We start from the raw sequence: 19,950 nt of genomic DNA on the forward strand, positions 1-19,950 counted from the left end.
GTCATCCTGTACCCGGGAAACGGACGGCACCCGCGGGCTGTCGCGGGCGCCGCCGATGGTCCCGATTCGACCTTCGGAACGGTCCGTGCCCGCTCCTCGACGACGCGCGTCCGCCTCTCCTCCGATCGGGTTCCTCGACTTTCCAGCTGGCTAGGACGAGTAAGCCGTCAAGAGGAGGCCGGGCCCGGACTCGGGCAGCGGTCCAGGGTCCGGGTCAGACTCGCGGCTCCGGCGGCGCCAGGAAGTTCTCGGCATAAGCCCGGGGCACGGCACGCCGCCGGTGCGGCTCGCGCACCTCGCACACCAGGCCGTAGCGCTCGACATAGGCCAGCGCCGCCTCCTTGCGCGGGAACACGAGCCGCACCTGGTCGAGCGGGTCACCGCCGCCGGTCCAGCCGATCAGCCGGTCGGGCTCCTGCCGCCGGGTTGGCTCGAACGCCAGCACCCAGCGCTCGCGCAGCCGTGGTGCCGACGAGGTCGGACTCGGCGCGGGGCAGTAGAGGCGGCAGGCAGCGCCCCGATGCGGCGCCGCCGCGGCAATCGGCCCGGAAGCCCGGGCGGGCTCGCCGGTCGGCTCGGCCGAACACACCAGACGGAGCTGGGGCCGCCGACGCGGCGCAGAAGCTTCGGCAGCCTGCGCGGCGCCACCGGGGATGATCTCGGGGCCCATGGCCGGCGCCGTCGGCCGATCCTGCAGCCGTGCGTTCAGCATGGCCGTCCTCCTCGCGGCCGGTCGTCGCGACAGCACGCGGCGGGCACTGCCGACCCGAGAACGGGTCAGGCAGCGGCCTTGACCTCGATCCGCTTCGGCTGCCGCTGCAGCTCGGCCGGCTTCGGCATGGTGATGGTCAGGACACCGTTCTTGAACGTAGCCCGGACCTTGTCGGCGTCGATCTCGCAGGGCAGCCGCAGCGCCCGCGAGAAGCTGCCGTAGCGGCGCTCGGCGAGGTGATAGCCGCCTTCTTTACGCTCCTCCTCGGCCTTCTTCTCGCCGCGGATGACGAGCGTGTCGCCCTGCAGCTCGACCGAGACGTCCTTCTCGTCCACACCGGGCAGCTCGGCTACGACCTTGAGCTCGGTGCTGGTCTCGGACACCTCGACCGGCGGGCCGAAGCTCCCCGTCCGCAGCCACTCGCCCGGACCGACGTCGCCGATCACGTTACGGAAGAGCTGATCGACATCGTTCCACAGCCGGATGAACGGGTCGTCGTTCGCCATACGGCCGGGCAGCGTCGAGCCACCCCAGCCAAAGGGTACGATGGAACGCATGGCCATGACTCACCTCCTTTGTTGCTGGTCGCCGGCGGCACGGGGGCCGACCCCGTACCGCGGCTCGACCCGCGCGGCGCGCCGGACGGCATCGGGCATCGGCGCCCGACGTCGGCGAGCGCACGCGGCCGAGAAGCCTTCAGGCTGCCTTCTTGTGCTCGAGCTGCTGCGGCTGCGCGCCCGCGCCGAGGGCCTTCGCCTGGATCTCGATCCGACGCGGCTTCATCTCCTCGGGCAGCTCGCGCACGAGCTGGATCGTCAGGATGCCATTGTCGAGGCTGGCATCCTTCACCTGCACGAAGTCGGCGAGCTCGAAGCGACGCTCGAACGAGCCGGCAGCGATCCCGCGATGCAGGTACTGCACGTTCTCGTCGACCTTCTTCTCGCCGCTGACGACGAGCAGGTTGGGCTCGACCGTGATGTTCAGCTCATCCGGCGCGAACCCCGCGACGGCCATGACGATCCGGTACTGGTCCTCGCCCATCTTTTCGATGTTGTAGGGCGGCCAGCTGTCCGTCGTCTGGAACCGCGTGGCGTTCTCGAGCAGATCGAACACGCGGTCGAAGCCGATGCTGGAGCGGAACAGGGGTGAGAAGTCGAAAACCGTCCTCATAGCCACATCCTCCTTCGAGCGACATGGGTACGAGAGACATCCGAAAGGCGCTGACCCTTCGGATCCGCCGGACCCGATCGTGGCATCCGGCGTCTTACGAGCTGGGGATCGACCGGCAGGCTGTCAAGAGGGGTTGAAGCCGCGAATTCAACAACTTGGATGACATCCGCCCGGAACGTCAGGCATCGACCCTGGCTGCGGCGAACGCCTCGGCGAAGGAGCGGATGCGGGCGACCATGGAGTAGAGTCCGTTCGAGCGGCCGGGGGTGAGGAGCTTCGAAAGGCCGATCGTCTCGAGCACCTTCGGCGGGTTGTCGAGGATCTCTTGCGCCGTGCGCCGGTCGTAGAGGCGCAGGAGCAGCGAGATCAGGCCCTTGACCAGGACCGCGTCGCTGTCGGCGCGGATGTGGATGCGCCCGCCGGGCTCGAGCTCGGCCACCATCCAGACCTGGCTCTGGCAGCCGCGCACCTTGTTGGCCTCGGTCTTGTAGGCCTCCGGCAGCGGCGGCAGGTCCTTGCCCAGCTCGATGATGTACTCGACCTTGTCGCGCCAGTCGTCGAACAGCGCGAACTCCTCCTCGAGGGCACGGGCAGCGTCGGCGAAGGTAGGGGTCTGGGTCATGGGCTCGCGTGGTCCTTCACGCTGGACATATGCGATCGCCCGCGCCAGGGATCAACGGCGGGAGCCCACGGACCTTCGCGAGATCGGCCGTCCCATGCCGCTGCGCATCCTCGTCTTCCAGCATCATTCCACCTCGCCCGCCGGCCTCGTCGGCGAGCGCATGGCGGCACGCGGTGCGATGGTGACGACGCTCGATGCGCAAGCCGGCGTCGCGATCCCGCAGGATGCCGGAAGCCACGACGGCATCGTCATCCTGGGCGGGGCCGTGAGCGCCTACGCGGACGATCGCTGCCCGCACTTTCCGGCCCTTCTCGACCTCGCCCGCCGCTTCGCCGACGAGCGTCGGCCCGTGCTCGGCATCTGTCTCGGCGCCCAGCTCCTCGCCCGGGCCTGGGGTGCGGCGGTGCATCTCGGTGGAGCGCACGAGTTCGGCCTCGTGCCGCTCCGGCCGACCCCGGCCGCCGATGCCGATCCCCTGCTGGCGGGCATGGGCGGCCCGGTCTGGGCGATGCAGTGGCACGACGACACGTTCGACCTGCCGCGGGGAGCCACGCTCCTGCTCACCGGCGAGACCTGCCGTCATCAGGCCTTCCGGGTGGCGGAGATCGTCCACGGCTTCCAGTGCCATTTCGAGACCGACCGGGCAGCGATGCTCGCCTGGGCCCGGCTGCGGCACGAGCTCTACGGCCTGCCCGACCTCACCCGCGCGATCACGGCCCAGGTCGAAACGGTAGGAGCCGCGGCCGAGATGTTCGGACGGCGGATCGCCGATCGCTGGCTCGATCTAGTGGCGGCGCAGAGAGCTGCCCGGCTCGGGCGCCAGCACGGCGTGGGGGAAACGGAAAACGCGCGCGTCGCCGAGGAGATAGGCTGAAAATCCTCTAGGATAAAGAGCGCTGACCGCAGGATCAAGCACGTTGAGGCCGCCGGAAAAGCTGCCGAAGGCGGGCAGGACGAGCCGGTCGTCGTCGGCTGTGAAGCAGGGTCGGCACAAGAGCCGGCCGCGGCTCCATACCCGCGCCTTGGGATGGAGATGGCCCGCGATCCCGCTCGCGGCGGCGGGCTGGTGGCGGAAGACGAGGCCGTCCAGGACCAGCTCCGAAAGCGCCGCCCCGCCCAGCGCCAGCGGCAGTAACGGGTCGTGGTTGCCCGTGATCCAGATCCAGCGCACGGCGCGCGTGAGGGCGCTCAGCCGGTCGAACAGATCGGGCGAGAGGGTGTCGGGCCCCTCCCGGTCGTGGAAGCCGTCGCCGAGGCTCACGACCGTCTCGGGTGCGAGGCTCCGGACGAGCCCCTCCAGCCGGGCGAGCGTGGCGTGGGTGTCGTAGGGCGGCAGCAGGCTGCCGCGTCGCGCGAAGGCCGCTCCCTTCTCGAGGTGGAGATCGGCCACGGCGAGGAGCCGGTGCCGTGGCCAGAACAAGGCACCAGACGGGTCGAGCACGAGATCGTGGCCGCGGAACGAAAGCTGCATCTTCACCGGCAAAGGTCAGTCGGCCATGGCCTCGGCGACGAGCTCGGCCACGGCCTCGTCGAGCGACTGGTCGAGCACATCACCCGCCACGAGCTCCCGGCCGATGCCGGCGATGATCGCGACCGCGAAGGGCGAGATGCGCGGAAGCCGGACATGCCGGATCCGGCCTTCCACCGCAACCAGAAGATCGGCGAGGCGGCGGATGTCGGTAAGGCCGGTCGCGGCCTCGGCGCGCGCGGCGCGTAAGAGAACGTGGTCGGGCTCGTACTTCCGCAGCACGTCGTAGATCAGGTCGGCGCCGAACGTGACCTGCCGTCCGGTCTTCTCCGCCCCCGGATGGCGCCGCTGGATCAGGCCGGCGACGACGGCGCAGTTGCGGAAGGTGCGCTTGATCAGCGAGCTCTCGGCCATCCACGCCTCGAGATCCTCGCCCAGGATGTCGACGTCGAAGAGTGCCGCCACGTCGTCCACCGGCTCGAGCCCCCAGACGGCGATGCAGTAGTCCGAGGCGACGAAGCCCAGGGGCCTGAGCTTCCTTCGCTCCATCCGCCGCGTCAGCAGCATGCCGAGCGTCTGGTGCGCCTTGTAGCCGGCGAAGCTGTAGGCGACGAGGTAATGCCGGCCCCGACGCGGGAAGGTCTCGACCAGAAGCTCGCCCGCTTGGGGCAGGACGGCGTGGCGCGCTTGTGCTTCGAGCCATTCCCGTACCGGCGCCGGCAGATACCGCCACGTCGCGGGTGCCGCCAGGATGCGGCGCACGCGCCCCGCGAGTTCGGTCGAGAGCGGGTAGCGGCTGCCGGCCCAGGTCGGAACCTTGGGCTCGCTCCGGTCCTTGGCCGGACTCACGATCGCCTCGTTGTCGCGAATGCCCTCGAAGCGCAGGAGCTGGCCCGCGAACAGGAACGTGTCGCCGGGCTCGAGCCAGGCGACGAACGTCTCCTCGATCTCGCCGAGACGCTTTCGCCCGAGCCGCACCCGCATCACGGGCGCTTCCACGATGGTGCCGACGTTCATGCGGTGCTGACGGGCGAGCCGCGGATCGCATAGGTGCCAGAGCCCGTCGTCCCGCCGCTCGATCCGGCGGTAGCGCTCGTAGGTGCGGAGCGCATAACCGCCGGTCGCGACGAGATCGAGCACGTCGTCGAAGTCGCGGCGGGAGAGAGCCGCAAAGGGTGCTGCCGTCCGCACCTCCGCGTAGAGCGTGTCGGCATCGAACGGGCCGCTGCAGGCGACACCGGCAACGTGCTGCGCCAGCACGTCGAGCCCGCCCGGAGCGATGCCGCCGCCGTCGAGCTCGCGCGCATGCAGCGCCTCGCGCGCGGCGAGGCATTCCAGAAGCTCGAACCGGTTGCCGGGGACGAGAACCGCCCGGCTCGGCTCGTCGAGCCGGTGGTTGGCGCGGCCGATCCGCTGCAGGAGTCGGGCGATTCCCTTCGGCGCCCCCACCTGGAGCACGAGATCGACGTCGCCCCAGTCGATGCCGAGATCGAGCGAGGCCGTCGCCACCACGGCGCGCAGGGCTCCTGCCGCCATCGCCGCCTCGATCCGGCGGCGCTGCTCGACGTCGAGGCTGCCGTGGTGCAGGCCGATCGGCAGGTTCGCGGGATTGTGCCGCCACAGCGCGCCGAAGATCAGCTCGGCCTGGGCGCGCGTGTTGACGAAGACCAGCGCCAGCCGGGCGGCCCCGATCTCGCGCATGATGGCGGGTGCCGCATAGAGCGCCACGTGACCGGCCCAGGGCATCGGGCCTTCGGGAACGAGAATGCGGACCTCGGGCTCGGCCCCGGCCCCGCCCGCGATCACGGCGACGCGTTCGGGTGTCGGGCTCAGATAGCGGGCGAGCTGCGGCGGGTCGGCCACCGTCGCCGAAAGCCCGACGAAGCGCGCCTGCGGTGCCAGGCGTCGCAGGCGGGCGAGAACGAGGCTCAGGAGGGCGCCGCGCTTGCTCGCGGCCAGCGCGTGCAGCTCGTCGAGCACGACGCAGCGCAGGCTCGCGAAGTATGGGACCGCCTCGGGATAGGAGAGGAGGAGAGCCAGCGATTCCGGCGTCGTCAGCAGCAGATCGGGCGGGTGCTCGCGCTGGCGCCGGCGCCGGTTCTGCGGCGTGTCGCCGGTACGGGTCTCGATGCGCAACGTAAGACCCATCTCCGCCACCGGACGCAGCAGGTTGCGGGCGATGTCGTTGGTGAGCGCCTTCAGGGGCGAGATGTAGAGCGTGTGCAGCCGGCCCGAGGAGCCGCATTCCGTGAGCTCGATCAGGCTCGGCAGGAATCCGCCCAGCGTCTTGCCGCCGCCCGTGGGTGCGATCAGGAGCGCATCCCGTCCTTCCTGCGCCACCTCGAGCATGGCGGCCTGATGCTGCCGCAGCCGCCAGCCGCGCGCCACGAACCAGGCGGCGAAGGGTGGCGGGAGCGCGATCGTCAGCGGATCACCCGGATGTCGAGGGACAGCCCCAGCGCCGCCCAGCTACGATCGGCGGTGAGCACGGGCAGGCGCAGGCACTCGGCGAGCGCCAGACAGGCCCGGTCGCCCAGCGAGAGCTCGTGCCGCCGGGTCAGGGTGCACAGGCGCGCGGTGGCACGCACCTGCACGGCATCGAGCGCCACCGTGTGCAGGCCGAGCCCGGCTACGGCCGACCAGGCGGCATCCTCCGGCACCCCTCGGTCCACGAGCTTCGCGAGCACCTCGGCGAGGTTCACCGCCCCGATCACGGCCGCCCCGAGCAGAGGCTCCACGACCTCGCTGCCGCGCTCGCGGTGCAGCACGGCCAGAAGGGCCGAGGCGTCGAGCACGACCTCACTCACGCGCCGCCTCGGCCCGGCGATCGTCGATCAGGCTCTGCGCCAGATCGTCCTCGGCCGGGACGTAGCGCGCGATCAGACGCCGTGCGCGCTCGAGCGCCAGCTTCGCGCTCGTGATGCGCAGCTCGCCTTCGTCGACGCGCAGGATCAGCTCGTCGCCGGGCTCGAGGCCGAGCTCCTTGCGGTAGGCGGCCGGGATCGAGATCCGCCCGTTCTCGCCGAGCTTGAGGCGCTGGTGGCCCATGGCGAAAAATGCCTCCGACTGGCAGAAGACGGCGGATTTTGCCGGAAGCACCCGATATCCGGCAAGAGCTCCGTCCATATGGCGGATGACGGACCTCGCGAAAGTGCGGCCGAGGCCTTTGCGCCGCAGCGAAATCGGCCTAAACAGCGGAGCCGCCCGTTCCTTCCCAGATCAACATGGACGAGCATGTCTGAGGATCGCGAGATCTTGGCCGCGAGCAAAGCCTGGCCCGTCGTCGAGGCGCAGCGTGTGCTGGAGCGCGTCGCGAAAAGGCCGCCCGCGAAGGGCTACGTCCTGTTCGAGACCGGCTACGGCCCCTCGGGCCTGCCGCACATCGGCACGTTCGCGGAAGTGTTCCGCACCACCCTCGTGCGCCAGGTCTTCACGCGCCTCAGCGATCTGCCAACCGAGCTGTTCGCGTTCTCCGACGACATGGACGGCCTGCGGAAGGTGCCGGACAACGTCCCGAATCAGGAGATGGTGGCGCAGCATCTCGGCCGTCCCTTGACCGCGATCCCCGACCCGTTCGGGACGCACGAATCGTACGGAGCGCACATGAACGCCCGGCTCAAGGCGTTCCTCGATGCGTTCGGCTTCTCCTACACGTTCAAGTCGGCGACCGAGGCCTACAAGAGCGGCGCCTTCAACCGGGCTCTCCTCAAGGTGCTCGAGCGGCACGAGGAGATCCGGCGGATCGTGCTGCCGACCTTGGGCCCCGAGCGCCGCGCCACCTACAGCCCGATCCTGCCGATCTCGCCCAGGACCGGCCGCGTGCTCCAGGTGCCGATCGAGGAGTGCCGGGTGGCGAGCGGCACGGTCGTGTTCCGCGACGAGGACGGGACCCTCACCGAGGTTCCGGTCACGGACGGCCACTGCAAGATGCAGTGGAAGTGCGACTGGGCGCTGCGCTGGGCGGCGCTCGACGTCGACTACGAGATGTCGGGCAAGGACCTGATCGATTCGGTGAAGCTCTCCTCGCAGATCTGCCGGGTGCTGGACGGCGTGCCGCCCGAGGGCTTCTCCTACGAGCTGTTCCTGGACGAGAAGGGCCAGAAGATCAGCAAGTCCAAGGGCAACGGGCTCACCATCGAGGAGTGGCTGCGCTACGGCACGAAGGAGAGCCTCCAGCTCTTCCTCTACCGCGATCCCAGAAAGGCGAAGCGGCTCTATTTCGACGTGATCCCGAAGAACGTCGACGACTACGAAAGCTTCCTCGACGCCTTCCCGCGCCAGCTCCCGCAGGAGCAGGTGGGCAATCCTTTGTGGCACATCCACGACGGGCACCCGCCCGTGGACGACCGCCTGCCGCCTGGCCTCACCTTCGGCATGCTCCTGAACCTCGCGAGCGTGGTGAACGCCGAGGAGCCTTCCGTGCTCTGGGGCTTCATCGGCCGCTACGCGCCCGGCACCACGCCGGAATCCTCGCCCCGCCTCGCCCGCCTGGTCGAGCACGCGATCGCCTACTATCGGGACTTCGTCCGGCCCAACAAGCGCTACCGGGCGCCCACGGCCGAGGAGCGCAAGGCGCTCCTGGAGCTGCGCGACTGGCTCGCCGGCATCGGCGAAGGGGTCGATGCCGAGGCCGTACAGCACGAGCTCTACGAGATCGGCAAGCGGCACTCGTTCGCGCATCTCCGCGATTGGTTCAAAGCGCTCTACGAGGTGCTGCTCGGCCAGAGCGAGGGGCCGCGCTTCGGCTCGTTCGCGGTGATCTACGGCATCGCCAACACGCGCGCCCTGATCGAGGCCGGGCTCGCCCGTGAGGGAGCGGCAGCCGAATGAACGAGCGCGGATCGCACGACCGGCGCAACCAGCCTCGCGGCGGCAGCGGCGAGCGCGCCGGCAACCTCGCCCGCCGCAAGCCGGGGCTCGAGAAGGGCAAACCCACCGGCGGCACGCCGCCGGCCGCCACGACGACCCGCCCCTCGACCCCACCCGCGGGGCCCAACGCCCGGCGCATCGCTCTCGACGTGCTCGACCGGGTGCTGGGTCCGGACCATCGCGCCTTCGACGAGACCTTCCAGGGCCATCCCCAGCTCGCGAAGCTCGCCGTGCGCGACCGCGCCTTCGCACGCCTTCTGGTCACGACCGTGCTGCGCCGCCTGGGCCAGATCGACCACACGGTCCTGCCGCTCCTGCGCTACCGGCCGAAGGAGCTGCGGGTCCACAACATGCTACGGCTGGGGGCCGCCCAGCTCCTGTTCCTGAGCACCCCGCCTCATGCCGCGGTCGCGGAGACGGTGCGCCTCGCCGCCGCCGGCTTCACCCGCGAGATGCCGATGCTGAACGCGGTGCTGCGCCGGCTCGCGACCGAAGGCCGGCAGATGCTGGAGGGCCAGGATGCTCCCCGGCTCAACACGCCGAAATGGCTCTGGGAGAGCTGGGTCGGCGCTTACGGCGAGGAGCGCACGCGCGCGATCGCCGCCATGCATCTGATCGAGCCGCCGCTCGATCTCTCCGTCAAACGCGAGCCCGAGCGCTGGGCCGACGCACTCGGGGCCGAGATCCTGCCCACGGGTACTTTGCGCCGGCGCGCGGGCGGCCTCGTCGACGCCCTGCCGGGCTACGACGAGGGGGCCTGGTGGGTGCAGGATGCGGCCGCCGCCCTTCCCGCCCTGCTCCTGGGCCGGATCAAAGGCAGGCGCGTCCTCGACATCGGTGCCGCACCGGGCGGCAAGACCGCCCAGCTCTGCGCCGCCGGTGCCACCGTGACGGCGCTCGAGCGCTCGCCCAGGCGGGCCGAGTTCCTCGTGCGCAATCTGGGCCGGCTCACCCTCGACGCCGAGATCGTCGTCGCCGATGCGCTGGAGTGGCAGGCGCCGGAGCCCTTCGATGCCGTGCTGCTCGATGCGCCCTGCAGCGCCACCGGCACGATACGACGTCACCCCGACGTGCTCTGGGCGAAATCGCCGGCCGACGTCGCGCGCCTCGTCGAGGCGCAGAGCCGCCTGCTCGAGGCGGCCGTGCGCTTTTTGAAACCAGGCGGCGTCCTGGTCTACGCCGTCTGCTCGCTCCAGCCCGAGGAGGGGCCGGAGCGGATCGCAGCCCTGCTCGCGAGCGATGCGCCCGTGGTGCGCGACCCGATCGGGCGCGCCGAGCTCAAAGGCCTGCCGGTCGATCTCTCGCCCGAGGGCGAGGTGCGCACGCTTCCCTGCCATCTCGCCGAATCGGGCGGGCTCGACGGCTTTTTCATCGCGAGGCTCAGACGCCGCGACGCCTGACCCGCTTTTTTCCGCTTCCTGCTCGGAGACGCCAAGAATGCCTCTTCGCCCGATCCGGCGGGCCCTTCTGTCCGTCAGCGACAAGACCGGCCTCGTCGAGCTCGCCAGGGAACTCGCCGCCAGGGGCGTCGAGCTCGTCTCGACCGGCGGTACCGCCCGTGCCTTGCGCGAGGCCGGCATCGCGGTCCGCGACGTGAGCGCCGTCACCGGTGCGCCCGAGATCCTGGACGGGCGGGTGAAGACGCTCCATCCCGGCGTGCACGGCGGCATCCTCGCCAAGCGCGACGAGCCTGCGCACATGAGCACGCTCGAGGAGCACGGCCTCGCCCCGATCGATCTGGTCGTCGTCAATCTCTACCCGTTCGAGGCGACGCTCGCCGCGGGTGCCGACTTCGGCACTTGCGTCGAGCAGATCGATGTCGGCGGTCCCGCCATGATCCGCGCCGCCGCCAAGAACCACGACGGGGTCGCGGTCGTGGTCGATCCCGCCGACTACAAGGAGCTTCTGGCCGAGCTGGCGCGCAAGGGTGGAACGGAAGGCGCCTTCCGCCGCCGCCTCGCCGCCAAGGCGTTCGCCCGCACGGCTGCCTATGATGCCGCCATCCACACCTGGCTCGCGCGCGAGATCGGCGAGGAGTTTCCCGAGCGCATCGTGCTCGCGGGCGAGCGCCGGCAGCGCTTGCGCTACGGCGAGAACCCGCACCAGCGCGCGGCCTTCTACGCCGCCTCCGGTGCCCGTCCGACCGGGCTCGCCGCGGCGACCCAGCTCCAGGGCAAGGAGCTCTCCTACAACAACCTGAACGACACCGACGCGGCCTTGGCACTCGTGACCGAGTTCGACGAGCCGGCGGTCGCGATCATCAAGCACGCGAACCCGTGCGGTGTCGCCGTGGGCGGAAGCATCGCCGAGGCCTATCGCAAGGCGCTCGCCTCCGATCCCGTGAGCGCCTTCGGTGGTATCGTCGCCTGCAACCGGCCGCTCGACCAGGAAGCCGCGACCGAGATCGGCAGGATCTTCACCGAGGTCGTGGTCGCCCCCGGCGTGGACGAGGCGGCCAAGGCCGTTTTCGCCGCCAAGCCCAACCTGCGGCTCCTCACCCTCGACGAGCTGCCCGATCCCATCACCATGGGCCACGACATCAAGTGGCTGATGGGCGGCTTCCTCGCCCAGGACCGCGACACCGCCCGCCTGCAGCCGACCCAGCTCCACGTCGCGACCAGGCGCGCTCCTACCGAGGAGGAGCTGGCCGACCTCCTCTTCGCCTGGAAGGTCGTGAAGCACGTCAAGTCGAACGCGATCGTGCTCGCCCGCGGCGGCGCCACGGTCGGCATCGGCATGGGCCAGACCAGCCGGGTCGACGCCGTCCACCTCGCCGCGCACCGGGCCGCGACGCAGGCCGGCAGCCGGCCCTGCGTCGTCGCGTCGGATGCCTTCTTCCCGTTCCCGGACGGGCTCCTGGCCGCGATCGAGGCCGGTGCCACCGCCGCGATCCAGCCCGGCGGCAGTGTCCGCGACCACGAGGTGATCGAGGCCGCCGACAAGGCCGGGATCGCCATGGTGTTCACCGGCATCCGCCACTTCCGTCACTGAGCGGGCTTGCCCCGCCGGCGCTTGGGCTGCGTGCCGGGCACCTCGGGCTCGGCGGCGCCGAGCGGCGGCCGGGGCGCCTTCGCCGGCGGTTCGGCCACCGGCGTCTCGCCCGTTTCCGGCTCGGGCGCCCGCCGTCCGGCGAAGTGGCGCACCACGCCCAGCCCCAGCGCCACGATCCGGCTCAGACCCACCCGCATGTCGGCGATCGGCCATAGCAAGGTCGCGCTCGGCAGATCGGTGAACGTCACCGTCCGCCGGCCGAGCTCGGCGAGCGCCCGGCGCGCCACCTCGTTCGGGTCCTGAGCACCGAACGGCGCCCCACCCGGCATGCCGGCGCGGCGGAAGAAAGCGGTGCGCACCGGCCCCGGACAGACGGCGAGCACGTCGACCGGCCGGCCGGCGAGCTCGGCCGCGAGCGCTTCCGTGAACGAGAGCAGGAACGCCTTGCTCGCACCGTAGACCGCACCATAGGGAACGGGCACGAAGGCGAGCGTGCTCGCGACGTTGAGGAGCCCGCAGCGGCGATGCTCGATCTCGGCCCGCTCGATCATCTCGGGCAGGAGCGCGCGGGTGAGCGCCACGGGTGCGAGCGCGTTGACGAGCACGGTCGCCTCCATGCGCGCCTGCGGGTCCTCGAGGAAGGCGCCCCAGGTGCCGAGTCCGGCATCGTTGATCAGAAGATCGGGCGCGAAGGCGGACGCCGCCGCGATCAGCTCGGCGCGCCCGCTCGCCTCGGTGAGATCGGCCGTGACCACCCGCACCTCGCGCCCGCCGGCACCGCGCAGCTCGCCCGCGAGCTCCTCGAGAGCCGCCGCGTCGCGCCCGGTCAACAGGAGCGCCGTCCGCGACGGCAGGGCGCGCGCGAACGCGGCGCCGATGCCGCTGCTGGCGCCGGTGATCACAGCACGGCGGAAGCTCGGGCTGCTCGAGCGGAACGACATGGCGGGCTCCTCCAGCAACCGGGTCGAGGGACGGCGAGACCTGGATAGTAGCGCGCTGCGGCCCCGCTTCCAGGCAGCAGCGAGCCGGAATGCAGCCGCTTGATGGTTCCTTTATGTCGCCTCAAGCCCATAAGCCTGATCCTTCCGATCAACGGTCGTCAGGCTTCCGGCATCAGCTCCTGCGTGAACAGGGTGGCGCCGCTCAGATCCTTGAGCCGCACGGTCATCACCTCGCTCGCTCCGTCGATGTCGACCTGGCCGAAGAATTGCAGCCCGGCCGAGGGCGGCAGGTTGAACAGGCCCGGCGGGGCCGCTTTCATGAACACGAGCTCGGGCCCGAAGGTGGCATCGAGCCGCTTCGGGTCGGAGGTGCCGGCGTTGAGCGGCCCCGCCACGAACTCCCAGAACGGCAGGAACTCCTGGAACCGGGCCCGGCCGGGATCGTAGCGGTGTGCCGCGGCGTAATGGATGTCGGCGGTGAGCCAGACCACGTTCCTGATGTTGCGGTCGCGGATGAAGCGTAAGAGATCGGCGATCTCGAGCTCGCGGCCGAGCGGGCGTCCGTTGTGGCCCTGCGCCACGCCGTCCACGGTCACGCGCGTGTCGGGATCGTCCCAGATCACGACCCCGAGCGGCTTGTCGCAGGCGATCACCTTCCAGGTGGCGGTGGAGGCGGCGAGCGCTGCCATCAGCCAGGCAAGCTGACGCTGGCCCACGATCCGCGCCTGCGGCGAGAGAGCGGTCTCGAGACTCTCCTCGTTGGCGCCGCGATAGCTCCGAAGGTCGATGCGGAACACCTCGAGCGAGGGCCCGTAGCGGAAGCTCGTGAAGATCCGCTCCTGCTCGAGCGGGTGCCGGCGCGTGGGCAGATACTCGTGGAACGCCTGCATGGCGCGATGCGCCAGCACGGCGACGCTGCCTTCCTTGTAGCGCCGGTCGCGGTCCTTCCTGAGCTCCCAATACCAGTTGTTGAGGACGTCGTGGTCGTCCCACTGCGCATAGACCGGCACCTGCGCGTTGAAGCGGCGGACGTGCTCGTCCATCAGGTTGTAGGCGTGGTTCATCCGGTACTCGTCGAGCGTCTCCGCGACCTTGAGCTTCTCCGGGATGGTCACGTTGCGCCAGACGCTGCCGTCGGGGTTGCGCGCCCGCCCCTCGGGCAGGATCGGGTGATCGGCATAGATCGTGTCGCCCGAGTGGATGAAGAAGTCGGGCTCGACCGCGCGCATGGTCTCGAACATGCGCATGCCGCCGAAATCGGGGTTGATGCCCCAGCCCTGCCCGGCCACGTCGCCGCCCCAGACGAAGCGGATGTTCCGCCGCTCGGCCGGCGCGGTCTCGAAGCTGCCGCGCACGGGCTCGCTCACGAGGTCGGGATCGCCCGGATCGGAGAAGCGGATCTCGTAGAAGATGCGCTGTCCCGGCGGCAGGCCTTCGAGGTCGATCTTGGCGGTGAGCCCGTGCTCGGGCAGGGCATCCACCGGCGGGGCGGCGCGCGGATCGGCCATGCTCTCCGTGGTCGACCACACGACCGTCATCCGTGCCGGCCGGTCGGCCCGGCTCCACAGGATGGCCCGGTCGCCGACGACGTCGCCGGCTTGCGCACCGTAAGGAGCCCGCGGCCGCATCCGCTCGGCGGTGACCACGGCCGGCGCTCCTTGCGCGAGACCGCGAAAAGGGGCTGCCGCCACGAGGCCGGCGCTCGCCTGCAGCCACCGTCGGCGCGTCAGCAGCGGCTTTTTGGTTCCGGCCATCCCGTCCCGCTCCCCTGGTACATGCTCCGCAGCGTGCACACATCATCATAGCCGTGATGACGTCGTCCGACGTCTGCAGGAGTGCGGCAGGAGCGATGCCGGCCGGAGAGGGCCGACGAGCCGCTCCGGCGAGGCCGGCGCATCTCGGCGCGGCGGACCGGAACTGTCGGGGAGCGGGCATGAGCGCACGACGCAGCATACACGTTCTGGCGATGATCATCGGTGTCGCATCGCTCGTCGCTTTCGGTTCGGCTACGACGGGTCGGGCACAAACGGGACCGAAGACGAGCGATCTCGCCTTCCTGGCTGCGGATACCAACGGTGATGGTTTCGTCGACGAGGCCGAGCTCGGGGCCGATCAGGCGAAGCGGTTTCACAGTCTTGATGCCAACCGTGACGGGTTTCTCACGCCCGACGAGCTGGTCGATGCCGATCCCGCCGCCTTCAGGAGGCTCGACACGAACGGCGACGGCAGGCTCTCCTTCCAGGAGGTCATGGCCGGCAAGCTCGAGGATTTCCGGCGAGCGGACACGAACGGCGACGGCCGTCTGTCGCTCGACGAGGTGATGCGGTTCGAAGCTTCCAAGTGAGTGAGCACCATGTCGTCTGATCTCGGGCGCATCCTTTCCACCCGGCCGCTGGCGTTGTCGGGCGCCCTCGCGGCTGCCCTGGCTCTGGGTGCCTGCGCACAGGGCCAGAACTACAACACCGGAGTCACCTCGCCCTCCGGCATCGGCCTCGGCACGGCGGGCGGCGCCGGTGCGGGCGCGCTCCTCGGCCGCGCCATCGCCGGCAAGCACGACAACACGCTGGCGATGCTGGGCGGCGCGCTTCTGGGCGGCATCGCCGGCAACGTCCTGGTCGACCGGCCGAACGAAATCCGCTCGGCCCAGCAGGCGCAGGCCAACGCCGACCTCGAGACGCAGCGGAAGCTCGACTACGAGCGGCAGAGCGCGCTGCAGAAGGAGCAGGTCCGGAAGGAAATCGAGGAGCAGAACCTCTACGAGCAGTGGAAGCGCGAGCGCACGGGTGCCGCCACCCCGGCGGCGGTGACCGGCACGGCCGACGTGATGACCGCCCAGCGCCTGCTCACTGCGCTCGGCTACTATCGCGGGCCGATCGACGGCGTCTACGGTGCCCGCACCCGCTCGGGCATCATGCAGTTCGAGGCCTCGCAGGGCCTGCCGCAGACGGGCTCCTTGACCCCCTCGATCATCCAGCGCATGCGCTCCTCCCTCGCCGCCTCGTCCTGAGCATCGGCCTGGCCGCGGCGGCTCAGCCCCGCCGCGGCTCGTTCACCGGAAGCAGCAGGAGCCCGCCCACGACGAACGTGACGAGGATCGTCGCCATCCCGGCCCGCTGCGAAGCGAACCAGCTCGTCGCCTCGCCGAACAGGAACGGGCCTAAGAACGCCGTGACCTTGCCGGTGAGCGCGTAGATCCCGAACATCTCGGTGCGCTGCTCGGGCGGGGCGAGCCGCGCCATCAGCGTGCGGCTCGCCGACTGCGCCGGGCCCACGAAGATGCCGATCACGAGCGCCACGATCCAGAACGTGGTCTTGTCGTGCGCGAGCAGCGCGATCGTTCCGGCGACGAGCAGGCCCGTGATCGCGACCAGGATCGTCGGCTTCGAGCCGACCCGATCGTCCATGAAGGCGAAGCCGAAGGCGCCTAAGCCCGCCGTGACGTTGAGCGCGATCCCGAACAGCAGCACCTCGTTCAGCGCCATGCCGAAGGTGCCGGCGGCATAGATGCCGCCGAATGCGAACAGCGTGTTGAGCCCGTCGTTGTAGATCAGCCGGGCGAGGAGGAACTTCGCGATGTTGGCGTTGCCGCGCACGTCCTTGAGCGTGGCCACAAGCGTCCGCAGGCCCAGCCGCACGCTCTCTTCGAACGGCCGCGGGCTCGCGGGCTTGTCGGGGGTCACGAGAAAAAGCGGTAGCGAGAACAGGACGAACCAGACCCCGACCAGAGGCCCGATGATCCGGACCTGCTCGGCTTCGGCCTTGTCGAGCCCGAAGGGCGGGGTCTCCGGCTGGATGAAGACGAGGAGGATCAGGCCGAGTGCTACGATCCCGCTGATGTAGCCCAGCCCCCAGCCCCAGCCCGACCAGCGGCCGAGCTCCTCGTGGCGGGCGAGGTCGGGCAGCATCGCATTGTAGAACGACTGGCCGATCTCGTTCGCGACGTTGGCGACGAGGACGAGCGAGAGCGCCAGCGGCAGGCAGGCCGCATGCGGTGCCACGAACCACAACAGGGCGGTGGCCCCCGCGCTCACGAGCGTGAAGCCCAAGAGCCAGGGCTTCCGGCGGCCGTTGATGTCGGCGATCGACCCCAGAACCGGGCTCGTCAGCGCGATCAGCATGGCGCCCACGACGGTCATCCGGCTCCAGAGCGTGGTGCCTTCGATCTCGTCGGGCGCCACCGCGGTCGTGACGTAGGTCGCGAACACGAAGGTGATGACGACGGCGAAGAACGGCGAGCTCGCCCAGTCGTAGAGCGCCCAGGCCACGAGCTGGGCTCTCGTCGCGGGTGTTGCCCGCACCGCTGCGGGATCGGCGATCTCGACCGTGGTCACGGGCTTCCTTCTCCGGGGCCTGGCGCCACGAGGGTGGCGCTTGTGCTAGAACGGCTCGCGTGCAAACCACCCGCGAGGAGACCCGACCATGGCAGCGATCCCCCCGGTCTGCAATTTCGGCGAGCCCGCCCCCGACTTCGAGCTGCCCGCAACCGACGGCAGACGCTACCGGCTCGGGGACCTGAAGGGATCCAAGGGCACGGTGGTCGTGTTCATCTGCAACCACTGCCCCTACGTGAAGGCGATCATCGACCGCCTGATCCGCGATGCGAAGGATCTCGCGGCGCTGGGCGTCACTACGATCGCGATCTGCAGCAACGACGCCGAAGCCTACCCCGAGGACAGCTTCGAGAACATGAAGCGCTGGGCCGAGGAGAAGGGCTTCCCCTTCAAGTACCTGCACGATGCGACCCAGGAGGTCGCGAGGGCCTATGGTGCGGTCTGCACCCCCGACTTCTTCGGCTACAACGCCGATCTCGAGCTGCAATATCGCGGCCGGCTCGACGAATCGAAGCGCGAAGCCGCAGCACCCACCGCCCGTCGCGAGCTCTACGAGGCGATGAGGCAGGTGGCGGAGACCGGCAAGGGCCCGCAGGAGCAGATTCCCTCCATGGGCTGCTCGATCAAGTGGCGGCACGCCGCTTGAACCGGCAGCGCATGATCGCTTTCTAATTCTCTTTGAAGTTGAATAGCCGCGGCAAGGGGCTTATACCCGCAGCATCGGGCCGGACCAACGCCGGCCGATGCTGCCAGGGAGAACGACAATGCAGCCCCGTCACGCCTCGTCGGCATGTCTCGCTCTTCTCGCCCTCCTCGCGAGCCCGGCCGCGTTCGCCGCGTCCGGCAAGCCGCCCAAGCCCGTTCCACCCCGCGATCTCCGCCTCGAGTGCCGCATCCGGGCCGACGGCGGCGCCACGACCGGCAAGGTCCGCTACGAGGACCGCAAGGGCCGGCGGCAGCTCTGGGCGACGCTCGAGGGCCCGATCGGCGGCGACCTCGCGGCCGGGCACGTGTTCGACGTCGTTCTCGCCGGGGTGAAGGCCGGACAGATCACGCTCGCCATCGGCGCCTCGGGCAAGCTCGAGGGCGCGCTCCGCCTCGACAGCAAGCCGGTCGCGGGTGGTACGAAGGCCTTCCCGCCGGGCTTCCCGATCCTCGATGCCGGTGCGGCGGCGCAGATCGGCAGCTACGGCTGCACGCTCCAGAAGGGCCGATGACACCGGCGCGGCCGGCCCGGACGTCCGGGCCGGTCGCGATCGTCCTCGGGGCTGGACAGGCCCGAAGGCTCGGCTATCTCGCTGACCCGGGGCCGCGACCGGCCCGTTGCCAGCGAGGAGTCCGTTGCCGTGCCGTTCGCTTCCCTTCGCGAGTTCATGGCGCATCTCGAGGCGCGCGGCCGGCTGGTGCGGGTGAGGGAGCCGGTCTCGCCGGTCCTCGAGATCACCGAGATCCACACGCGCCTTCTGGCCGAGCAGGGGCCGGCCGTGCTGTTCGAGCACGTCGAGGGCCATACCATGCCGGTCCTCACGAACCTCTTCGGCACGGTCGAGCGCGTCGCCTGGGGCATGGACCGCGAGCCGCACGAGCTGAAGGCGCTCGGCGAGACGCTCGCCTTCTTCAAGCAGCCGGTCCCGCCCGAATCCCTGAGCGAGGCGTGGGAGATGCTGCCGCTCCTCCGAACGGCGCTCGCCATGAAGCCGAAGACCGTGAGCCGCGCCCCCTGCCAGGAAGTGGTGCTCGAGGGCTCCGACATCGACCTCGGTCGGCTGCCGATCCAGACCTGCTGGCCGGGCGAGCCGGCACCGCTCATCACCTGGCCGCTGGTCGTCACCAAAGGTCCGGGGAGCGTGCGCGAGGACGGCTTCAATCTCGGCATCTACCGCATGCAGGTCCTGGGCCGCGACCGCACGCTCATGCGCTGGCTCAAGCATCGCGGCGGGGCGCAGCATCACCAGCGCTGGAAGCAGACCCGGCGCGACCCGCTCCCGGCCGCGGCCGTGATCGGTGCGGATCCCGGCGTCACGCTGGCGGCGGTGACACCGGTGCCCGACACCATGTCGGAGTACCAGTTCGCGGGCCTCCTGCGCGGGAAGAAGGTCGAGCTCGTCGACTGCGTCACCGTCCCGCTCAAGGTGCCGGCCACGGCCGAGATCGTGCTCGAAGGCCATGTCAGCCTCGACGAGTACGGCGACGAGGGGCCTTACGGCGATCACACCGGCTACTACAACGCGGTCGAGCCCTTCCCGGTGTTCCGGATCTCGGCGATCACCATGCGCCGCGATCCGATCTATCTCTCGACCTTCACCGGCCGGCCGCCCGACGAGCCTTCGGTTCTGGGTGTGGCGCTCAACGACGTGTTCGTACCGCTGATCCGCCAGCAGTTCCCCGAAATCGTCGATTTCTGGCTGCCGCCCGAGGGCTGCAGTTACCGTGTGGCCGTGGTCTCGATCAGGAAGGCCTATCCCGGCCATGCGCGCCGGATCATGATGGGCGTCTGGTCCTATCTTCGCCAGTTCATGTACACGAAGTTCGTGATCGTCGTGGACGACGACATCGACTGCCGCGACTGGAACGACGTGATCTGGGCGATCAGCACCCGCGTCGATCCCGGCCGTGATCTCGTCGTGATCGAGAACACGCCGATCGACTATCTCGACTTCGCCTCGCCCGAGTCGGGCTTGGGCAGCAAGCTCGGCATCGACGCCACCGACAAGTGGCCGCCGGAGACCAGGCGCGAGTGGGGCCGGAAGCTCAGGATGGCCGAGGAGATCGTCGAGAAGGTCACCCGGAAATGGGACCGCTACGGCCTGCCCGGCACAGGTAAGCCGATCTGGAAGTGAGCCCCG

The 19,950-nt window shown here is 70.1% G+C and carries 20 protein-coding genes; 9 read left to right on the forward strand and 11 right to left on the reverse strand.

Features of this window, described 5'->3' with window-relative positions:
• Window positions 1-214: 214 nt before the first annotated feature.
• From U1T56_RS11825 to U1T56_RS11840, 4 genes are all read right to left on the reverse strand, one after another.
• A complete protein-coding gene (locus U1T56_RS11825; protein WP_418159673.1) occupies window positions 215-712 on the reverse strand; it encodes an NADH dehydrogenase ubiquinone Fe-S protein 4 in 498 nt (165 codons plus the stop codon).
• Window positions 713-777: 65 nt separating this feature from the next.
• The gene (locus U1T56_RS11830) at window positions 778-1,275 is read right to left on the reverse strand and encodes an Hsp20/alpha crystallin family protein (RefSeq protein WP_418159674.1); all 498 of its coding nucleotides are present in this window, start codon (window positions 1,273-1,275) and stop codon (window positions 778-780) included.
• Window positions 1,276-1,408: 133 nt separating this feature from the next.
• Window positions 1,409-1,882: an Hsp20 family protein gene (locus U1T56_RS11835; protein WP_418159675.1), complete on the reverse strand. Its 474-nt coding sequence runs from the start codon at window positions 1,880-1,882 to the stop codon at window positions 1,409-1,411.
• A 178-nt stretch (window positions 1,883-2,060) separates the two neighbouring features.
• Entirely contained in the window at window positions 2,061-2,504 is a 444-nt protein-coding gene (locus U1T56_RS11840; protein WP_418159676.1) for a SufE family protein, read from the reverse strand.
• A gap of 94 nt (window positions 2,505-2,598) precedes the next feature.
• Here U1T56_RS11840 and U1T56_RS11845 point away from each other — a divergent pair, with 94 nt between their 5' ends.
• Window positions 2,599-3,378 (forward strand): type 1 glutamine amidotransferase, encoded by a 780-nt coding sequence (locus tag U1T56_RS11845; RefSeq protein WP_418159677.1) that lies wholly within the window; start codon window positions 2,599-2,601, stop codon window positions 3,376-3,378.
• Here the strand turns inward: U1T56_RS11845 and pdeM are convergent.
• From pdeM to U1T56_RS11865, 4 genes are read right to left on the reverse strand one after another with little or no spacing between them, the layout of a single operon-like run.
• Window positions 3,289-3,975, reverse strand: coding sequence for a ligase-associated DNA damage response endonuclease PdeM (pdeM, locus tag U1T56_RS11850; protein ID WP_418159678.1), 687 nt, complete (start codon window positions 3,973-3,975; stop codon window positions 3,289-3,291). The two genes, U1T56_RS11845 and pdeM, sit on opposite strands and share 90 nt — an antisense overlap.
• Before the next feature lie 15 nt (window positions 3,976-3,990).
• Complete coding sequence (locus tag U1T56_RS11855) at window positions 3,991-6,441, reverse strand: ligase-associated DNA damage response DEXH box helicase (protein ID WP_418159745.1); 2,451 nt, start codon at window positions 6,439-6,441, stop codon at window positions 3,991-3,993.
• Window positions 6,396-6,779: a PIN domain-containing protein gene (locus U1T56_RS11860; RefSeq protein ID WP_418159679.1), complete on the reverse strand. Its 384-nt coding sequence runs from the start codon at window positions 6,777-6,779 to the stop codon at window positions 6,396-6,398. The genes U1T56_RS11855 and U1T56_RS11860 overlap by 46 nt, the downstream gene beginning before the upstream one ends.
• Window positions 6,772-7,020, reverse strand: a complete 249-nt coding sequence (locus U1T56_RS11865) for an AbrB/MazE/SpoVT family DNA-binding domain-containing protein (RefSeq protein WP_418159680.1) — start codon at window positions 7,018-7,020, stop codon at window positions 6,772-6,774. The genes U1T56_RS11860 and U1T56_RS11865 overlap by 8 nt, the downstream gene beginning before the upstream one ends.
• Window positions 7,021-7,098: 78 nt before the next feature.
• Here U1T56_RS11865 and U1T56_RS11870 point away from each other — a divergent pair, with 78 nt between their 5' ends.
• The 3 genes from U1T56_RS11870 to purH are packed head-to-tail and all read left to right on the forward strand — an operon-like array spanning window position 7,099 to window position 11,832.
• Window positions 7,099-8,802: a lysine--tRNA ligase gene (locus U1T56_RS11870; protein ID WP_418159681.1), complete on the forward strand. Its 1,704-nt coding sequence runs from the start codon at window positions 7,099-7,101 to the stop codon at window positions 8,800-8,802.
• Window positions 8,799-10,241 carry an RsmB/NOP family class I SAM-dependent RNA methyltransferase gene (locus tag U1T56_RS11875; RefSeq protein WP_418159682.1) on the forward strand — a complete coding sequence of 481 codons (1,443 nt, stop codon included), beginning with the start codon at window positions 8,799-8,801 and terminating at the stop codon, window positions 10,239-10,241. The genes U1T56_RS11870 and U1T56_RS11875 overlap by 4 nt, the downstream gene beginning before the upstream one ends.
• Window positions 10,242-10,278: 37 nt before the next feature.
• On the forward strand, window positions 10,279-11,832 hold the full coding sequence (purH, locus tag U1T56_RS11880) for a bifunctional phosphoribosylaminoimidazolecarboxamide formyltransferase/IMP cyclohydrolase (protein WP_418159683.1): 1,554 nt from the start codon (window positions 10,279-10,281) through the stop codon (window positions 11,830-11,832).
• Here the strand turns inward: purH and U1T56_RS11885 are convergent.
• Together U1T56_RS11885 and U1T56_RS11890 are read right to left on the reverse strand one after the other, a co-directional pair.
• Window positions 11,826-12,773, reverse strand: coding sequence for an SDR family NAD(P)-dependent oxidoreductase (locus U1T56_RS11885; protein ID WP_418159684.1), 948 nt, complete (start codon window positions 12,771-12,773; stop codon window positions 11,826-11,828). The two genes, purH and U1T56_RS11885, sit on opposite strands and share 7 nt — an antisense overlap.
• Window positions 12,774-12,931: 158 nt before the next feature.
• Window positions 12,932-14,527 carry an alkaline phosphatase D family protein gene (locus U1T56_RS11890; protein WP_418159685.1) on the reverse strand — a complete coding sequence of 532 codons (1,596 nt, stop codon included), beginning with the start codon at window positions 14,525-14,527 and terminating at the stop codon, window positions 12,932-12,934.
• Between the two features lie 179 nt (window positions 14,528-14,706).
• Here U1T56_RS11890 and U1T56_RS11895 point away from each other — a divergent pair, with 179 nt between their 5' ends.
• Both U1T56_RS11895 and U1T56_RS11900 read left to right on the forward strand, forming a co-directional pair.
• Window positions 14,707-15,117, forward strand: coding sequence for an EF-hand domain-containing protein (locus U1T56_RS11895; RefSeq protein WP_418159686.1), 411 nt, complete (start codon window positions 14,707-14,709; stop codon window positions 15,115-15,117).
• A gap of 9 nt (window positions 15,118-15,126) precedes the next feature.
• Window positions 15,127-15,780 (forward strand): peptidoglycan-binding domain-containing protein, encoded by a 654-nt coding sequence (locus U1T56_RS11900; protein WP_418159687.1) that lies wholly within the window; start codon window positions 15,127-15,129, stop codon window positions 15,778-15,780.
• Between the two features lie 22 nt (window positions 15,781-15,802).
• Here U1T56_RS11900 and U1T56_RS11905 read toward each other — a convergent pair whose 3' ends face one another.
• Window positions 15,803-17,104 carry an MFS transporter gene (locus U1T56_RS11905; protein ID WP_418159688.1) on the reverse strand — a complete coding sequence of 434 codons (1,302 nt, stop codon included), beginning with the start codon at window positions 17,102-17,104 and terminating at the stop codon, window positions 15,803-15,805.
• A gap of 88 nt (window positions 17,105-17,192) precedes the next feature.
• Between U1T56_RS11905 and U1T56_RS11910 the strand changes: the two genes are divergently transcribed.
• From U1T56_RS11910 to U1T56_RS11920, 3 genes are all read left to right on the forward strand, one after another.
• Window positions 17,193-17,750 carry a thioredoxin family protein gene (locus U1T56_RS11910; RefSeq protein WP_418159689.1) on the forward strand — a complete coding sequence of 186 codons (558 nt, stop codon included), beginning with the start codon at window positions 17,193-17,195 and terminating at the stop codon, window positions 17,748-17,750.
• 118 nt (window positions 17,751-17,868) lie between these two features.
• Entirely contained in the window at window positions 17,869-18,321 is a 453-nt protein-coding gene (locus U1T56_RS11915) for a hypothetical protein (RefSeq protein ID WP_418159690.1), read from the forward strand.
• Window positions 18,322-18,450: 129 nt separating this feature from the next.
• Window positions 18,451-19,944 carry a UbiD family decarboxylase gene (locus U1T56_RS11920; RefSeq protein WP_418159691.1) on the forward strand — a complete coding sequence of 498 codons (1,494 nt, stop codon included), beginning with the start codon at window positions 18,451-18,453 and terminating at the stop codon, window positions 19,942-19,944.
• The last annotated feature ends 6 nt before the right edge of the window (window positions 19,945-19,950 follow it).

The organism is Benzoatithermus flavus, assembly GCF_037908215.1.
Taxonomy (GTDB): domain Bacteria; phylum Pseudomonadota; class Alphaproteobacteria; order Geminicoccales; family Geminicoccaceae; genus Benzoatithermus; species Benzoatithermus flavus.

What these genes read in the sequence shown, in the direction of transcription:
- U1T56_RS11835 (WP_418159675.1), bottom strand. Translation starts at nt 1,882, where the DNA reads ATGAGGACGGTTTTCGACTTCTCACCCCTGTTCCGCTCCAGCATCGGC.
- U1T56_RS11830 (WP_418159674.1), bottom strand. Translation starts at nt 1,275, where the DNA reads ATGGCCATGCGTTCCATCGTACCCTTTGGCTGGGGTGGCTCGACGCTG.
- U1T56_RS11875 (WP_418159682.1), top strand. Translation starts at nt 8,799, where the DNA reads ATGAACGAGCGCGGATCGCACGACCGGCGCAACCAGCCTCGCGGCGGC.
- U1T56_RS11885 (WP_418159684.1), bottom strand. Translation starts at nt 12,773, where the DNA reads ATGTCGTTCCGCTCGAGCAGCCCGAGCTTCCGCCGTGCTGTGATCACC.
- pdeM (WP_418159678.1), bottom strand. Translation starts at nt 3,975, where the DNA reads ATGCAGCTTTCGTTCCGCGGCCACGATCTCGTGCTCGACCCGTCTGGT.
- U1T56_RS11825 (WP_418159673.1), bottom strand. Translation starts at nt 712, where the DNA reads ATGCTGAACGCACGGCTGCAGGATCGGCCGACGGCGCCGGCCATGGGC.
- U1T56_RS11890 (WP_418159685.1), bottom strand. Translation starts at nt 14,527, where the DNA reads ATGGCCGGAACCAAAAAGCCGCTGCTGACGCGCCGACGGTGGCTGCAG.
- U1T56_RS11915 (WP_418159690.1), top strand. Translation starts at nt 17,869, where the DNA reads ATGCAGCCCCGTCACGCCTCGTCGGCATGTCTCGCTCTTCTCGCCCTC.
- U1T56_RS11865 (WP_418159680.1), bottom strand. Translation starts at nt 7,020, where the DNA reads ATGGGCCACCAGCGCCTCAAGCTCGGCGAGAACGGGCGGATCTCGATC.
- U1T56_RS11910 (WP_418159689.1), top strand. Translation starts at nt 17,193, where the DNA reads ATGGCAGCGATCCCCCCGGTCTGCAATTTCGGCGAGCCCGCCCCCGAC.
- purH (WP_418159683.1), top strand. Translation starts at nt 10,279, where the DNA reads ATGCCTCTTCGCCCGATCCGGCGGGCCCTTCTGTCCGTCAGCGACAAG.
- U1T56_RS11895 (WP_418159686.1), top strand. Translation starts at nt 14,707, where the DNA reads ATGAGCGCACGACGCAGCATACACGTTCTGGCGATGATCATCGGTGTC.
- U1T56_RS11900 (WP_418159687.1), top strand. Translation starts at nt 15,127, where the DNA reads ATGTCGTCTGATCTCGGGCGCATCCTTTCCACCCGGCCGCTGGCGTTG.
- U1T56_RS11840 (WP_418159676.1), bottom strand. Translation starts at nt 2,504, where the DNA reads ATGACCCAGACCCCTACCTTCGCCGACGCTGCCCGTGCCCTCGAGGAG.
- U1T56_RS11870 (WP_418159681.1), top strand. Translation starts at nt 7,099, where the DNA reads ATGGCGGATGACGGACCTCGCGAAAGTGCGGCCGAGGCCTTTGCGCCG.
- U1T56_RS11845 (WP_418159677.1), top strand. Translation starts at nt 2,599, where the DNA reads ATGCCGCTGCGCATCCTCGTCTTCCAGCATCATTCCACCTCGCCCGCC.